This window comes from Bradyrhizobium guangzhouense (genome assembly GCF_004114955.1).
Lineage (GTDB): Bacteria > Pseudomonadota > Alphaproteobacteria > Rhizobiales > Xanthobacteraceae > Bradyrhizobium > Bradyrhizobium guangzhouense.
In genome coordinates, this window is sequence record NZ_CP030053.1 from 2517125 (window position 1) to 2532471 (window position 15347).

Genomic DNA, 15347 nt, shown 5'->3' on the forward strand with positions numbered 1-15347 from the left:
AAAACGGAGGCCGTCAGGCCTCCGTTCGTATTCGTCGCTAGCCTTGCCGCTTATCCAAGCCGGCCCGCCGCATGTGCCAGCAGCGTGTAGACCAGGCCCGTCTCCGAGGTCAGGTGGCTGCGCAGTTCCTGCGGGCCGCGGCCGTCGCGGGCGACTTCGTCGAGCAGGCGTTCGAACTCGCTGATGTAGCGGTCGACCGTGCCCTTGAAGTTGCGGTCGGCGCGATATTTGCGGGCGACCTCGTCGAAGGCTTTCTGGCCGGCCGGCGTGTACAGGCGCTTGGTGAAGGCCTTGTTCTCGCCGCGCTGGTAGCGGTCCCACATCTCGGCCGCGAGATTGCGGTCCATCAGCCGGCCGATGTCGAGCGACAGCGATTCAAGCGGATTGCTGCTCGCCTGCGGGGCCTGCGGCTGCGGAGCGGGGGCAGCCTGGCGGGGACGCGGAGGCTCACGACCGGTCGGGGCCGCCTGGTTGGCGTCCGTGCGGTTCAAGAGGTCCGACAGCCAGCCGTCGCGGCCCTGGTCGTTGCCGCCGGGCGCGACCGGCGGGGCCTCGGTGCGACGCGAGGAGGCGGGCATGCCGAGGTCCGGCGGCGGCAGCGTCGAGGCGCTGCCGGTGTCGCGCATGCGGGTCTCGGTGCCGCGACCGCCCACGGACGCCATCACCGGCTCTTCCTGGCGCTGGACGGCGACGGAGGCGCGGCCCGCGGTGGTGACATCGAGGCCGCGGCCATGCTGGGCCACGATGCGGTTGAGCTCGGCGAGCGCCTCGATCTGGTCAACGATCACCTTGCGCATCTGCGCGGTGCTCTCGGCGGCCTCCTGCGGCATCTCGAGCACGCCGCGGCGCAGCTCGTTGCGGGTGGCTTCGAGCTCGTTGTGCATCTCGAACGCCATCTGCTTCATGCTGGCGACGAGGTTGCCGAACTTCTCGGTCGACTGCTTGAACATCGCATCCGCCTCGTCGGTGGTCTGGCGGTAGATGTCGTGCATGGCCTCGATGGTCTGGCGGTGCTCCTCTTCGGACGCCGACCGCACCGCCTCGAACTGGCGGGTGATCGCGGCCGAGCCTGCGCCGGCGGTCTCGGCGACCACGCGGGCGATGTCGCGGGCACGCTCTTCGGCCGCAGCGAGCGACTCATCGAGCAGCCCGGTGAAGCGCGACAGGCGCTGGTCGAGATCGGCGGTGCGCAGGTCGATGGTGGTGACGAGCGATTCCAGCGCCGCCTTGCGTTCGGCAAGCGAGGCGGTGGTGTTCTTGTTGCTCTGCTCGACGACCTGCGCGGCATCGACCAGCGCCTTGCCGTGGGCGTCGAACTGGGTCGACAACTCGCCGAGGTCCTGGAGCGCCCGCGTGGTCTTGGTGTTGAAGACGTTGAGCTGGTCTTCCAGGTTCTGGGTCGCCGCGCCGTTGCGCGAGGTGACGTCGTTCATCGCCGAGACGAAGTCGGCGACGCGCGTCACCAGCGCCCGCTCCAGCGAGTTGAGGTTGTCGTGCGCACCGGTCAGCACCTCCTGGAGGAGGATGTTGCCTTCGCGCAGACGCTCGAACAGGGCGACCGTGTCGGTGCGCAGGATCTTGCTGGTCTCCTGCATCTCGGTGACGGCCGCGATCGAGACCTGGCGCGACTGGTCGATCGCCGCGCGAGAGGCCGATTCGAGGTCCTTGAGCGACTTGCCGACCGCGCTGGTGGCGATCTCGCTCGCCGCGTTGATGGTGCGGGCGACTTCGTTGCCGTTGCCCATCATGGTCTGCGAGAAGGCCTGGCCGCGCGTCTCGATCGACTTCAGCGCGTCGGAGGTGACGCGGTCGATGTCGAGCGTGAGCTGGCTGGTCTTCGAGCCGATCGCGTCCACGAGCGAGCCGCGCTTGGCGTCGATCAGGTTGGAGAGGCGGTCGGCCTGCTGCTGCACATAGGTGACGATCTCGTCGGTCTTGCCGGTCATGGCCTGGCCGAAGCTCGAGCTCGCCGCGAGCACCGAACGTTCGACGTCGGCCGAGCTCGACTTGACCCGCGAGCTCGCCTCGTTGGAGGCGGAGATCAGCGCGTTCTGGGCGTTGAGCGCGCTGGTCTGGATGTCGTTGGTCGCGTTCGAGGTCGCCGTGCTCAGCGCACGCTCGATCTCGGTCGAGATCGTGCGGATCTGGCTGGCGGCATCCGCCGAGGTCGAGGTCAGCGAGGTCTGGGCCTCGCGGGCGCTGTTGAGGATGGTCGAGGCGGTGTCGGCGCCGACCGCAGTCAGCGTGCGCTCGATATCCGTCGTCAGCGACTTGATCTGGCTCGCCGCGTCGGTCGAGGCGGAGATCAACGTGCCCTGGGCTTCGCGCACGCCGCTGGTGAGCGCCTCGATGGTGGCGCCGCCGGCGGTCGCCAGCGCGCGCTGCATCTCGGCCGCGAGCGAGCGGACCTGGCCGGTCTGTTCGGCCGAGACAGAGAGCAGGGTGCTCTGGGCGTCGCGGGCGCTGGCCGTGATCGTTTCGGCGGTGCTCTGGCCGACCTGCGACAGCGAACGATGCACTTCGGCCGCGAGCGACTTGACCTGGCTCGCCGCCTCCGAGGACGCATTCACGAGCGTGCTCTGCGCTTCGCGGGCGCCGGCCAGAATGCTCTCCGCCGTCGAAGTGCCGGCCATGGAGAGCGAACGCTGCACGTCGGCTGTCAGAGCCTTGACCTGGTTTGCCGCATCCGCAGATCCGGCAACGAGTGTGCTCTGGGCCTCGCGCGCGCCTGTCATGATGGTCTCGGCCGTCGCGGTGCCCGCCATCGAGAGCGAGCGCTGCACGTCGGAGGACAGCGCCTTGATCTGGTTGGCGGTCTCGGTCGAGGCCGCAATCAGCGTGCCCTGCGCGTCGCGGGCGCCGGCGGTGATCGATTCCGCCGTGGTGGTGCCTGCCAGCGACAGCGAGCGCTGCACGTCGGCGGTGAGCGTCTTGACGTGGTTGGCCGCATCCGAAGACGCGGTGACGAGCGTGGTCTGCACCTCGCGGGCGCCGGCCAGGATCGAGGCCGCGGTGGCGGAGCCTGCTGCGGACAGCGTGCGTTCAACGTCGGCTGCAAGGCCCTTGATCTGGTTGGAGGCATCGCCCGAGGCTGCGACCAGCGACGACTGCGCTTCGCGGGCGCTGGTCAGGATCGAGTTCGCAGCACCGGTGCCGACCGCCGTCAGCGCGCGCTCGACCTCGGCAGAGGTCATCTTGAGCTGGGCGTTGACGTCGGAGGAGACCGTCATCAGCGACTGCTGCGCGGTGCGCGCACCGGTCTGGATCGTCTCGCTGGTGTTGACCACGAGGTTGGTGAGGGAGCGCTCGGCGTCCTCGACATGCGAGCGGATCGCGGTCGAGATCATCTCGGCGCGGGACATCATGTCCTCGCTGGCCTGGCGGCCGCTGCTCTCGATGCGGCCGGCGACGGCCTCGACACGCGAGCCGAGCAGGTCCTCGAACTGCGCGACGCGGACGTCGATGTCGCTCGCGACCGAACCGACCTTGGTCTCGATCGCCTGCTGGATGTCCTGGAACCGCGCCGTGACCGTATCGGTTAGGTGCATGCTGCGGCCGTCGATGAGTTCGGCAACGCTGGTGATGCGGCGATCAACCGCATCGATCGCCTGCGCGGTGCCGTCCGTCAGCGTCGAGGTCAGCAGGCTGAGGCGGGTGTCGATCGACTGCACCGCCTGCGAGGCGCCGTTGGTCAGGGCTGAAGTCAGGTACGTGAGGCGGCTGTCGACGGACTCCAGCGCCTGCGATGCGCCGCTGTTGAACGTCGTCGTCAGGTGCGTCAGGCGCGTATCGATCGCCTGGATCGTCTGCGAAGCGCCGTCGGTCAGCGTCGTCGAGAGGTTGGTCAGGCGCGAGTCGATGGATTCGAGCGCCTGCGCCGCGCCGCCGGTGAGCGTCGTCGTGAGGTGCGTGAGGCGCGAGTCGATCGACTGGATCGCCTGCGCCGCGCCGTCGGTCAGCGTCGTGGACAGCGTGTTGAGACGTCCGTCGATGGTCTCGGTGACGGACTTCGCGCGGGCATCGAACGACTGCTCGAGCGCGCCGACGCGGCCGCCGAGCTGCTCGTCGAAGGTCTTGATGTGGCCTTCGATCGTGCCGTCGAGGCTGGCGATCTTGCCGTTGAGCGAGGCGTCGAGATTGGAGACGCGGTCGCCGATCGTGGTCTCGAACTGCACCAGGCGCTGGTCGAGAATGGCCGTGATCTCGCCGCCGTTGGCGGTGAAGCGGGTGTCGAAATTCTCGACATAGGTCTTCAGCGATTCATGGATGTCCTGCGTGCGCTGGCCCATGCGCTCGACGATCTCGCCGCCGAAGGTCTTCACGGTGCGGTCGAACTCGGAGATGTGGCGCGTGATCAGCGCGCCGAGCGTGCCGGAATCGCGGGCGAACTTCTCGACCAGCTCGGTGCCCTGGTTCTTCACCAGCTCGTCGAACGCGCTCATCTGCAGCGACAGTGAGTCGTGCGCGGTTTCGGTCTGGCTGACGACCTTGGCGACGAGGGTGTTGACGGTGGCGTCGAGCGCTTCGCTGGCCTTGTCGCCGGAGGTCATGATCTGGCCGGCGAGGCGGTTGCCCGCGTCGTCGATCTTGGCGGAGAGATCGTTGGAGCGCAGCTCGAGTTCGAGCAGCAGCGAGTCCGACGAGTTCTTGAGACTGTCGTGCACCTGCTCGGTGCGCTCGGAGATGCCGTCGACGATGGCGGCGGAACGCTGCTCGAACTCGCCGGTGATGCGGTCGATGCGCTCGTTCAGCATCTCGTGGACGCGGTCGGCGAGATCGACGAACTCGTCGTGGACGTGGCCGGTCTTGAAATTGAGGCTGGTGGTCAGCCGCTCGCTGGCGTCGAGCACCGCGCGGGTGGTCTCCGCGCTGGCTTCCTCGAGGCGGTCGAGCAGGTCGCCGCCGCGCTCGCCGAGCGCCAGGATCATGTTGTCGCCGGCGTGGCTCAGCGCACCCGTGATGTGGGCGCCGCGCTCTTCCAGTGCGCCGGTGATGGATTTGGCCACCTCGTCGACGCGCGAGGCGATCGCGTCCGAGATCAGCGCGATGTCGTGGCGGAGGTCGATCTGCACGCCGGAAATGGCGCTGCGGACCTGCTCGGCCTGGCCGACCAGATTGTCACGCTGGTGCGCGATGTCCTGCAGCAGGGCGCGGATGCGCACCTCGTTGTCCGAATAGGCGCGCTCCAGCGCGGCGACCTCGTTGGCGACCAGCGTCTCGAGCTCGCCGGCACGCGCGATCGCGCGCTCGATGCCGTCGCCCATCGCCGCGACTTCGCGGCGGATGGCCTGGCCGACGGTGACCATGGAATCGGATGCCGAGCCTTCCGGCTCGGAGAAGCGGATCGCGACCTGCGCCATCGCCTGCGCGACCTGGCTCATCTGCTGGCCGCGCCAGACGAGGCTGGCGAGGAAGTAGAACAGCATGATCGGCGCGAAGAACATCGTGACGAGGCCGGCGATCGCCAGCACGCCGCCGCTCTCGCCCATGGCAGCCCGGATCGAGGGCAGGAAGCCGACCGTCAGCGCGGCGCAGGCCGCAAGCCAGACGACGGTGAAGATGGTCGCGCCGGTGTAGATGTTGCGGGCAGGGCGGCCCGTCTGCAGCGATTGGAGCAGCTGGCCGATGGTCTCGCGGTCGTCATTGGCAGCACGGCGCGAGGTGCGCGGCTCCTCGATGGAATCGAACACCGCGCGCTCGTTGGCGGCAGGCCGCGGCTCGAAGGCCGGCTCGTCGAACATGGGCGGCGCGGGCGGTGCCACCGGGGGCGCCGTTTCGTTGCGCATCGATGCGTTGCGGCTGGTATCGGCAGCCGTATCGCTGATGTTGAGGGCTTCCTGGATCGCAGAAAGCGCAACTTCTGTGGGGTCTTTGACCTTTTTGGGAGTATTGGCCATGTTCAGTCCGAGCCCTCGTTACTTTTACGCGTCCCCCGCGAGCCCTGCGCGCTGCGCAAGCCCACAGACCGGATCATGCCGCTTGCGCGGATCTCCGAGCCATCCCCACCCGGACGGCTTGTCCGCCAATTTCCGCAACATCCTATTGGCAGAGCGTCGCGAATGAAATGCCCGCGATTAAGACATTCTTAATCATCGTTAACAGGAATGGGCCGTAACACCTTAGGCCTAAATGAAATTCTCCACCGGACTCGCGAGATTGCGGCAACTTTTCGTCAAGAAACGGGCGGATTTGCGTAAAACGGCCCAAACACTTCGTTAACCATTTCCGTGCTTCGGTTGAGGGGAACCGCCGGACCGGCGGACCGTCGCGCGATGCCGGGGCCTGCGCCATGATGCCTGAATTGCAACGGATGGACTGGATGCCCTCGCCCCCGCTTGCGCCCATCGACAGCCCGCTCGACCTCGACCACCTCTCCCGGATGACGCTCGGTGATACCGAGCTCGAGCAGGAAGTGCTGGCGATGTTCGCCGAACAGGCGGTCCGCCTGATCGCCGCAATGACCGCACTGCCGGCCGAGACCGGCACGCTTGCGCACAAGCTGAAAGGCTCGGCACGTGGGATCGGCGCATTTGCCGTCGCGGATGCTGCCGCCAGCCTCGAGACGGCAGCCCGGATCGGCCACAACCAGCCGCACGCCCTTGCCGCGCTGAAAGAGGCGGTTGCCGAGGCTCGCGCGGCCATCGCGGCGATCCTGAAGCACTAAAGCCGGGGTCTCCAAAGGACCGTGGTCTGCGCACTAGTCTTTTGTTTTGACGCGTTTTCTCTCCTGCGAACCGGTCGCCACTTCGCTTTAAAACGCTATGGCGCGGCCCGGAGCGACCCGTTATAGGACAACCCGGACCCTCCTTTTTCCCCAGATCGCGGCAGCACGAGAACACATGGCCAAAATTCACTTTGTCGACCACAAGGGCGAAACCCGCACGGTGGAAGTCGAGAACGGCGCGACCGTGATGGAAGCCGCCATCCGCAACAGCATTCCCGGCATCGAGGCCGAGTGCGGCGGCGCCTGCGCCTGCGCGACCTGCCACGTCTATGTCGACGAAGCCTGGCGCGAGAAGGTCGGTAGCCCGACGCCGATGGAAGAAGACATGCTCGACTTCGGCTTCGACGTGCGCCCGAACTCGCGCCTGTCGTGCCAGATCAAGGTGAGCGACGATCTCGACGGGCTTGTGGTGGCGACGCCGGAACGTCAGGCCTGAGCTTTCTGATTTAAGTGCTCGGCGGCGCGACCTCGATGCCGCGCTTGTGCCAGGGCTTGAATTTGGCGACCACCTCTGGGGTCAGCGGCGCCGGCCGCCGCGTCGCCTCGTCGAGCAGAACGCCGACTGACGTCGCCGACGCGATGCACGTCCCATGCGAGAACACGACCTGCTCGAAGGTCACTGACGTGCGCCCGAGCTTCACCACGCCGAGGCCGAGCTCGATTGTGCCCGGCCAGTGCAACTCGGCGCGGAAATGGATGTCGAGCCGCACCATGATCCAGGCGAGGCCCGGCGGCGTCAGCCCGTATTGCGGGCTCTTCATCAGCGTGACGCGGCCGGTCTCGAAATAGGTGGCATAGACCGCGTTGTTGACGTGCTGGTTGGGGTCGAGATCGCCGAAGCGGACGTTGTCGCTGAGGCGGTAGGGGAAGTCCTCCAGGCGCGGCGTCATGTCGAGGCGGCTTGGTGCGTTCACCTGATGATCTCCGTCAAATCCAATCTCGTTACAGCCCAGTTATTTTGCCCCGGCAAGTGGTGTGCCTGCGGGGCGCTCCCGCTTTTATGCCTTCCCTGATCCATCCCCGTTGGCTAGACAGGCAGGGTCACCTCTGCCCGAAGGGCGCCGTCCAACCGATAACGACTGACAAAGAGACGACATGAGCGACGTGATCAAAACCGATGTGCTGATTATTGGCGCTGGCCCCTGCGGTCTGTTCGCCGCCTTCGAGCTTGGCCTTCTCGACATGAAGGCGCATTTCGTCGACATCCTCGACAAGGTCGGCGGCCAGTGCGCCGAGCTCTATCCGGAAAAACCGATCTACGACATCCCAGGCATTCCGCAGGTGTCGGGGCAGGGTCTCACCGATGCGCTGATGGAGCAGATCAAGCCGTTCCACCCGACCTTCCACCTCGGCGAGATGGTCGAGACCGTGGAGAAGATCGGCGATCCCGCGTTCCGCTGCACCACCGACACCGGCAAGGTGTTCGAATGCAAGGTGGTCGTGATCGCGGCCGGCGGCGGCTCGTTCCAGCCCAAGCGTCCGCCGGTGCCGGGGATCGAAGCCTATGAAGGTACCTCGGTGCACTACGCCGTGCGCAAGATGGAAAATTTCCGCGACAAGAACGTGCTGATCGTCGGCGGCGGCGATTCCGCGCTCGACTGGACGCTCAACCTGCATCCGCTCGCGAGGCGCATCACGCTGCTGCATCGTCGCGACGATTTTCGCGCCGCGCCCCACAGCGTCGAGCAGATGCGCGCGCTGGTTGCCGGCGGCAAGATGGATCTGCGGCTCGGCCAGGTCACGGCGCTGTCAGGGGCCGACGGCCAGCTGACCGGCGCCACGGTCAAGGGCAACGACAACAATGTCAGCGAGATCGCCTGCGACACCATGCTGCCATTCTTCGGACTGACCATGAAGCTTGGTCCGGTCGCGAACTGGGGCATCGCATTGGAGAACAATCTGGTGCCGGTCGAGACGAGCGCATTCGAGACCAACGTATCCGGCATCTTCGCGATCGGCGACATCAATACCTATCCCGGCAAGATCAAGCTGATCCTGTGCGGCTTCCATGAGGGCGCGCTGATGTCGCAAAAAGCCCACCGCTACGTGTATCCGGAGAAGCGGCTGGTGTTCCAGTATACGACCTCGTCCTCCAGCCTGCAGAAAAAGCTCGGTGTCAACTGACGGGCATCGGGACGGGCGCGTGATGCCCCATGTTTCTGGTGCTGGAATCGTTCGCGAAATCGCCGTAGTCTGCGGCCAATCCGGTCTTGGCAAGCAAGGTGTTTGGCCTAGCAAGGTGATGATGATGCGGAATCCTTTTTCGAGCTTTCGGCTGCTCTCGCTGCTGACGCTCGCTGTCGCCCTGTCGGTTGGCGCGGCGAAGCCGGCTGCCGCTCAACAGCCAACTGCAGCGGGTCTCTGGCAGAAGGTCGAAGACGGCAGGCCGGTGGGCTGGTTTCTCTTCATCGATCACAACGGCATCTTCGAAGGCGTCATCGCCAAGACCTTCCCCCGTCCTGGCGACAATCCGAACGAGGTCTGCGCGAAATGCACTGACGATCGCAAGAATCAGCCGGTGCTCGGGCTCTCCTTCATCCGCGACATGAAGCGCGACGGGCTGAAGTATGAGGGCGGCAATGTCGTCAACCCGCGTGACGGCAACATCTGGAAAGCCAAGATGACGGTCAGCCCGGACGGACAAACGCTGACCATGCGCGGCTTCCTCGGCATTTCGTTGTTTGGCAAGGACGAGACCTGGCAGCGTCTGCCTGACGCCAACATGGCCGAGGTCGATCCCGCGATCATCGCCAAATATCTCCCCGCGCAGGCCGCCGCGGCAAAGACACCGGCGCCCGCGACAAAGAAGGGCGGCGCGATGATGATGGCGCCGGCGGCGAAGAAATAGGCTGGCCGGGCGGCTGTTGCGGCCGCTGCCTCACACAGCACTGCCGTTTCTGCAGGCGAGCGCATTCGTCGAAAGGCGAATGCCGGCAACGCCTGCGCCAGTAGTTCCCCGGAATGCGCGTTGGCGCCGGATTTGCATAGCTTTCGACAAAGCTGCTGGAGGAACGAGTCGTTGCTTCAGCGCCCTTTCAGGGCGTGAGCGACCCTGCTCGCTCCTCGCGGCACGATTCGATTGCGCGAGAAGACACGATGAGACTTGCAGGAGCATGTGCCGCAATATTGCTGGGGCTGACGCTGCCGCTGCCGTTGGCGACATCGGCGCTCGCGCGGGATGACGGGCGCTATGCCAACTCGCCGCTCAAGCCCTGGTTCGAGAGCCTGCGCAGCGAATACGGGCAGTGCTGCTCGGACGCCGACGGCTATGTCGTCGCCGACGTCGATTGGGAGTCCGACAAGGGCCATTACCGCGTGCATCTCGACGAGGAGTGGGTCGTCGTCCCCGACGGCGCCGTCATCACCGAGCCGAACAAGATCGGGCGCGCCATGGTGTGGAAGCACTATATCGACGGCCATCCGCGCGTGCGATGTTTCATGCCGGGCAGCATGACGTAAAAATGCTCACGGCGACCGCAATGGGTGCGGGCGCCGTGATGCATGCGAGGGCTCAGCGCGCTTCGCTGTCCGAACTCGCGCTGGCGAGCCGTTTCACGCGTGGCGACAGCACCGACATTTGTGCGGGCGAAGCCGGCATTCCGGCGACGATCATCGTGGGCGCGGTCGATTGCTCCTCGACACCGGCGCCGCCGAGCACCTGCACTTGCGTCGCCGAGATCGGAAACGACTTCACTTCGTAAGAGGGAAGCTCGCCGGCAAATGCGCCGGCTGTGCTTGCAATCATTGCACCGGCAACTGCAATCATCGAGAGAATGCGCATTTCAAAATCTCCGTTGAAGATATCAATCGGAGGTTTGGTCGCGGCACGACTACGACAGGTTCGCCTGTGTGCGAACATTCGATCACTGTCGGTGAATGAATTTGGTTGCGTGACGCGACGGGACGAAACGGGGAGGAAGTTTCCCGCGCCAAGGTTTCCGGACGGTTTCGCGAAAGACTGATGATCCTGCTTTGCGCGTCGAACCTGGATTCTCGCACCGGTGCAGGCCTCGACCGCTCGCGGGCGTCAGGTCACCGGCGCCGGATTGAACAGCGTCAGATCGTTGTGGATGCCCCAGCGATCCGACCACGGCTTGGTGCGGCCGGAGGCGACATCGAGGATCAGGCGGAACAGGTCCCAGCCGGTCTCCTCGATGGTCTTTGCGCCGGTGGCGATACCGCCCGCGTCGAAATCGATCAGATCTTTCCAGCGGCGGGCGAGCTCGGTGCGGGTCGCGACCTTGATCACGGGCGCAGCCGCGAGGCCGTAAGGCGTGCCGCGGCCGGTGGTGAACACCTGCAGCGTCATGCCGGAGGCGAGCTGGAGCGTGCCGCAGATGAAGTCGCTTGCCGGCGTCGCCGCGAACAGCATGCCCTTCTGCGTCGCCTTCTGGCCGGGCGACAGCACGCCGGTGATCGCCGAGGAGCCGGACTTGACGATCGAGCCCAATGATTTTTCGACGATGTTGGCGAGGCCGCCCTTCTTGTTGCCGGGCGTGGTGTTGGCGCTGCGATCGGCGCCGCCACGGGCGAGATAGGAATCGTACCAAGCCATCTCGCGCACCAGCGCGCGGCCGACATCCTCGTTGATGGCGCGGCGGGTGAGCAGTTGGATCGCATCGCGCACTTCGGTGACTTCGGAGAACATCACCGTGGCGCCGGCGCGCACCAGCAGGTCGGCTGCGAAGCCGACGGCGGGGTTTGCGGTCACGCCGGAGAAGGCGTCGCTGCCGCCGCATTGCAGCCCGATGACGAGATCGGAGGCCGGGCAGGTCTCGCGGGTGCGGGTGTTGAGGATTTTCAGCCGGGCTTCGGCCTGGGTCATGATCGCATCGACGATCGCGCCAAAGCCGTCGAAGGCTTCGTCCTGCATGCGGACGATGGCATGATTCACGCCCTCCGGGACCAGCCGCTCGGGCGCGAGCTTTTCGCAGCCGAGGCCGACGACGAGGATCTCGCCGCCGAAATTGGGATTGAGCGCGAGGTTTTGCAGCGTGCGGATCGGCACGACCGCGTCCGGCGCGGTGATGGCGACGCCGCAGCCATAGGCGTGCGTGAGGGGAACGACGTCATCGACGTTCGGATACTTTGGCAGCAATTCGGCGCGGATGCGTTTCACGGCATATTCCATCGTGCCCTTGACGCATTGCACTGAGGAGGAGATGCCGAGGATGTTCTTGGTGCCGACCGATCCGTCCGGATTGCGATAGCCTTCGAAGGTGAAGCCTTCGAGCGGCGGCAGCGGCGCGGGGACGGCGGTCGAGATTTCCAGCTTGTCGAGGTCCGGGGCCTCCGGCATGCGGATGCGGGCTTCGTCGACCCATTCGCCGGCCAGGATCGGCGAGAGCGCGTAGCCGATCACCTCGCCATAGCGGATGATCGGCGCATCTTGCGCGATGTCCACCAGGGCGGTCTTGTGCCCTTGCGGCACGAAGGCGCGCAGCGTCAGTCCGCAGGCAAAGCGGGAGCCGGCGGGAAGCCCGAAATCATTGACCACGATCGCGACGTTGTCGCGCGTGTTGAGCTTGATGTAGCGGGGCTGCTCTTTCGCTGCGACGTCCTGGTCCATCTTGGACTCCGGATTTGTAGGGTGGGTTAGCGCAGCAGATGCGCAGAGCGCATCTGCTCGGCGTAACCCACCACTGTCTATAACCGCGGAAGCAGAAGAGGTGGGTTACGCTGGGCTAACCCACCCTACGAAGTCTATTGTGAAATCACCCTATCAACCCGGATAGGTATAGGCCGTCTTCACCGTCGTGTAGAACTCGCGCGCATAGGAGCCCTGCTCGCGGGCGCCGTAGCTCGAGCCCTTCCGGCCGCCGAACGGCACGTGATAGTCGACGCCGGCGGTCGGCAGATTGACCATCACCATGCCGGACTCGCTGTTGCGCTTGTAGTGCGAGGCGTATTTCAGGCTGGTGGTGCAAATGCCGGAGGCGAGGCCGAACTCGGTGTCGTTGGAGATCGCGAGCGCTTCCTCGTAGTTCTTGGCGCGGATCACGGCGGCGACGGGGCCGAAGATTTCTTCACGCGCGATGCGCATGTTGTTGTTGGCCTCGGTGAACAGCGCCGGCTGGAGGTAGTGGCCGGGATTCTCGCGCTTGAGCAGCTCGCCGCCGAAGGCGAGCTTGGCGCCCTCGTCCTGGCCGATCTTGATGTAGCGCAGGTCCTGGTCGAGCTGGCTCTGATCGACCACCGGGCCGATGTGCACGCCGGCCTTGAGCGCGTCGTCGACCGACAGGCTGTTCAGGCGTTCGGCCACTGCAGCGACGAAGCGATCGTGAATGCCTTCGGTCACGATCAGGCGGGACGAGGCCGTGCAGCGCTGACCGGTCGAGAAATAGGCGCCATTGACGGCGACCTCGACGGCGGTCTTCAGGTCGGCGTCGTCGAGCACGACCAGCGGGTTCTTGCCGCCCATCTCGAGCTGGAATTTCTTCATCGGGTTCGAGAGCACGCAGGCCTGCGCGATCTTGCGGCCTGTCTGCACCGAGCCGGTGAAGGAGATCGCAGCGACGTCCGGATGGTCCAGCAAGGTCTGGCCGACGACGGAGCCCGAACCGACCACGAGGTTGAAGACGCCGGCCGGAATGCCGGAGCGGGTGATGATTTCGGCGAGCGCGTGGCCCGAACCCGGCACCAGCTCGGCCGGCTTGAACACCACAGTGTTGCCGTAGCAGAGCGCGGGCGCGATCTTCCAGGCGGGGATCGCGATCGGGAAATTCCAGGGCGTGATCATGCCGACGACGCCGACCGGCTCGCGAGTCAGCTCGACATCGAGGCCGGGACGCACCGAGGCGCCCTTCTCGCCGATCAGCCGCAGGGCTTCGCCGGCGAAGAACGCAAAGATCTGGCCGGCGCGGGCGACCTCGCCGATGCCCTCGGGCAGGGTCTTGCCTTCCTCGCGCGCGAGCAGGCGGCCAAGCTCTTCCTTGCGGGCGAGGATCTCGGTGGAAATCTTGTTCAGCGCGTCGTAGCGCGCCTGCGGCGTCGACTGCGCCCAGGCCGGGAAGGCGGCCTTCGCGGCGGCGATTGCCTTCTCGGTCTGCGCCTTGTCGGCCTTGGCGTATTCGCCGACGACATCGTTCGTGTTGGAGGGGTTGATGTTCTTGGTAATGCCGGAGCCATCGACCCACTCGCCGCCGATGAAGTTTTTCAGGATCGCAGTCATACAGTCCTCCAAGTCATTTAAGGGGGCATGATCCCAGTCGAAAAACCCGTACCCACTTTTCCGGGATCGTGCCTCGGCTTCCTAGCGAACGAGGCAGGGACGCTTGTCGTCAAAGGTCCAGCCCGGGATCAAATCCTGCATGGCAATAGCGTCATCCCGGGCACCGAGTCCATGCTTCTTGTAGAGCTCATGCGCGGCCTCGATGGCCGTCCGGTCGACCTCGATGCCGAGGCCCGGACGATCCGGGACCGCGATCTTGCCGCCGCGGATCAGCAGCGGCTCCTTGGTCAGCGCCTGGCCATCCTGCCAGATCCAGTGAGTGTCGATCGCGGTGACCTTGCCGGGGGCGGCCGCGCCGACATGGGTGAACATGGCGAGCGAGATGTCAAAGTGGTTGTTGGAGTGCGAGCCCCAGGTCAGGCCGTTGTCACGGCAGGTCTGGGCAACGCGCACGGAGCCTTGCATGGTCCAGAAATGGGGATCGGCGAGCGGAATGTCCACCGCGCCCAGGCGCAGCGCGTGGCTCAGCTGCCGCCAGTCCGTGGCGATCATGTTGGTCGCGGTCGGCAAGCCGGTGGCGCGGCGGAACTCGGCCATGATCTCGCGGCCGGAAAACCCGGCTTCGGCGCCGCAGGGGTCCTCGGCATAGGCGAGGATGCCGTGCATGTTCTTGCAGAGGCTGATGGCCTCGTCGAGCGACCAGGCGCCGTTCGGGTCGAGCGTGACGCGGGCATTGGGAAAACGCTTGGCGATGGCCGTGACGGCCTCGATCTCCTGCTCGCCGCGGAGCACGCCGCCCTTGAGCTTGAAATCGGCGAAGCCGTAATGGTCTTGCGTGGCTTCCGCCAGCCGCACCACGGTGTCCGGCGTCATCGCTTCCCGGTGGCGGAGGTTGAACCACTCGGGCTTGCCGGCCTCGCCCTTGGTGTAGTCGAGCCTGGACTTGCTGATGTCGCCGACGAAGAAGAGATAGCCGAGCGTCTCGACGCTCTTGCGCTGCTGGCCTTCACCGAGCAGGCCTGCGACCGGCAGATCGAGATGCTGGCCGAGCAGATCGAGCAGGGCGGATTCAATGGCGGTGACGGCGTGGATCATCACGCGCAGGTCGAAGGTCTGCTTGCCGCGGCCGCCGGCATCACGGTCGGCGAAAGTTTTGCGGACGTCTGCGAGGATGTTGTTCATCGCGCCGACGGTCTTGCCGATCACGAGATCCCTGGCGTCCTGCAGGGTCTGCCAGATCTTCTGCCCGCCCGGCACTTCGCCGACGCCGGTGTGTCCGGCATTGTCGGTGAGGATGACGATGTTGCGGGTGAAGAACGGCGCGTGCGCGCCGCTCAGGTTGAGGAGCATGCTGTCGCGGCCCGCGACCGGGATCACCTGCATCGATGTGACGACCGGTGCGCCGGCGTCTGTCGCGCCGGCGATATTGGTCTCGGCCATCGCACGCTCCTC

Annotated in this window: 11 protein-coding genes; 5 read left to right on the forward strand and 6 right to left on the reverse strand. The window is 65.8% G+C overall.

Annotated elements, in window-relative coordinates; genetic code table 11:
• Positions 1 to 50 precede the first annotated feature (50 nt).
• Positions 51 to 5897, reverse strand: a complete 5847-nt coding sequence (locus tag XH91_RS12030) for an apolipoprotein A-IV repeat region-like domain-containing protein (RefSeq protein WP_128950797.1) — start codon at positions 5895 to 5897, stop codon at positions 51 to 53.
• 392 nt (positions 5898 to 6289) lie between these two features.
• Between XH91_RS12030 and XH91_RS12035 the strand changes: the two genes are divergently transcribed.
• Together XH91_RS12035 and XH91_RS12040 are read left to right on the forward strand one after the other, a co-directional pair.
• On the forward strand, positions 6290 to 6664 hold the full coding sequence (locus XH91_RS12035) for an Hpt domain-containing protein (RefSeq protein ID WP_128950798.1): 375 nt from the start codon (positions 6290 to 6292) through the stop codon (positions 6662 to 6664).
• 175 nt (positions 6665 to 6839) lie between these two features.
• Positions 6840 to 7160, forward strand: a complete 321-nt coding sequence (locus tag XH91_RS12040) for a 2Fe-2S iron-sulfur cluster-binding protein (RefSeq protein ID WP_128950799.1) — start codon at positions 6840 to 6842, stop codon at positions 7158 to 7160.
• 10 nt (positions 7161 to 7170) lie between these two features.
• Here the strand turns inward: XH91_RS12040 and XH91_RS12045 are convergent, their stop codons facing one another.
• Positions 7171 to 7638: an acyl-CoA thioesterase gene (locus tag XH91_RS12045; RefSeq protein WP_128950800.1), complete on the reverse strand. Its 468-nt coding sequence runs from the start codon at positions 7636 to 7638 to the stop codon at positions 7171 to 7173.
• A gap of 181 nt (positions 7639 to 7819) precedes the next feature.
• On the opposite strand from XH91_RS12045, the gene XH91_RS12050 reads away from it, so the two are divergent.
• The 3 genes from XH91_RS12050 (at position 7820) to XH91_RS12060 (ending at position 10183) form a co-directional block, all read left to right on the forward strand.
• Positions 7820 to 8848: an NAD(P)/FAD-dependent oxidoreductase gene (locus XH91_RS12050; RefSeq protein ID WP_128950801.1), complete on the forward strand. Its 1029-nt coding sequence runs from the start codon at positions 7820 to 7822 to the stop codon at positions 8846 to 8848.
• A 124-nt stretch (positions 8849 to 8972) separates the two neighbouring features.
• Entirely contained in the window at positions 8973 to 9572 is a 600-nt protein-coding gene (locus XH91_RS12055) for a DUF2147 domain-containing protein (RefSeq protein ID WP_164933915.1), read from the forward strand.
• A 248-nt stretch (positions 9573 to 9820) separates the two neighbouring features.
• Positions 9821 to 10183 carry a hypothetical protein gene (locus XH91_RS12060; protein WP_128950803.1) on the forward strand — a complete coding sequence of 121 codons (363 nt, stop codon included), beginning with the start codon at positions 9821 to 9823 and terminating at the stop codon, positions 10181 to 10183.
• A 52-nt stretch (positions 10184 to 10235) separates the two neighbouring features.
• Here XH91_RS12060 and XH91_RS12065 read toward each other — a convergent pair whose 3' ends face one another.
• From XH91_RS12065 to gudD, 4 genes are all read right to left on the reverse strand, one after another.
• Positions 10236 to 10505: a hypothetical protein gene (locus tag XH91_RS12065; protein ID WP_164933914.1), complete on the reverse strand. Its 270-nt coding sequence runs from the start codon at positions 10503 to 10505 to the stop codon at positions 10236 to 10238.
• A gap of 246 nt (positions 10506 to 10751) precedes the next feature.
• Complete coding sequence (garD, locus tag XH91_RS12070) at positions 10752 to 12293, reverse strand: galactarate dehydratase (protein WP_128950805.1); 1542 nt, start codon at positions 12291 to 12293, stop codon at positions 10752 to 10754.
• Between the two features lie 153 nt (positions 12294 to 12446).
• On the reverse strand, positions 12447 to 13895 hold the full coding sequence (locus XH91_RS12075; RefSeq protein ID WP_128950806.1) for an aldehyde dehydrogenase family protein: 1449 nt from the start codon (positions 13893 to 13895) through the stop codon (positions 12447 to 12449).
• 81 nt (positions 13896 to 13976) lie between these two features.
• Positions 13977 to 15335, reverse strand: a complete 1359-nt coding sequence (gudD, locus tag XH91_RS12080; protein ID WP_128950807.1) for a glucarate dehydratase — start codon at positions 15333 to 15335, stop codon at positions 13977 to 13979.
• Positions 15336 to 15347: the final 12 nt, after the last annotated feature.

What these genes read in the sequence shown, in the direction of transcription:
- XH91_RS12075 (WP_128950806.1), bottom strand. Translation starts at nt 13,895, where the DNA reads ATGACTGCGATCCTGAAAAACTTCATCGGCGGCGAGTGGGTCGATGGC.
- XH91_RS12035 (WP_128950798.1), top strand. Translation starts at nt 6,290, where the DNA reads ATGATGCCTGAATTGCAACGGATGGACTGGATGCCCTCGCCCCCGCTT.
- XH91_RS12060 (WP_128950803.1), top strand. Translation starts at nt 9,821, where the DNA reads ATGAGACTTGCAGGAGCATGTGCCGCAATATTGCTGGGGCTGACGCTG.
- XH91_RS12050 (WP_128950801.1), top strand. Translation starts at nt 7,820, where the DNA reads ATGAGCGACGTGATCAAAACCGATGTGCTGATTATTGGCGCTGGCCCC.
- XH91_RS12065 (WP_164933914.1), bottom strand. Translation starts at nt 10,505, where the DNA reads ATGCGCATTCTCTCGATGATTGCAGTTGCCGGTGCAATGATTGCAAGC.
- gudD (WP_128950807.1), bottom strand. Translation starts at nt 15,335, where the DNA reads ATGGCCGAGACCAATATCGCCGGCGCGACAGACGCCGGCGCACCGGTC.
- garD (WP_128950805.1), bottom strand. Translation starts at nt 12,293, where the DNA reads ATGGACCAGGACGTCGCAGCGAAAGAGCAGCCCCGCTACATCAAGCTC.
- XH91_RS12055 (WP_164933915.1), top strand. Translation starts at nt 8,973, where the DNA reads ATGCGGAATCCTTTTTCGAGCTTTCGGCTGCTCTCGCTGCTGACGCTC.
- XH91_RS12040 (WP_128950799.1), top strand. Translation starts at nt 6,840, where the DNA reads ATGGCCAAAATTCACTTTGTCGACCACAAGGGCGAAACCCGCACGGTG.
- XH91_RS12030 (WP_128950797.1), bottom strand. Translation starts at nt 5,897, where the DNA reads ATGGCCAATACTCCCAAAAAGGTCAAAGACCCCACAGAAGTTGCGCTT.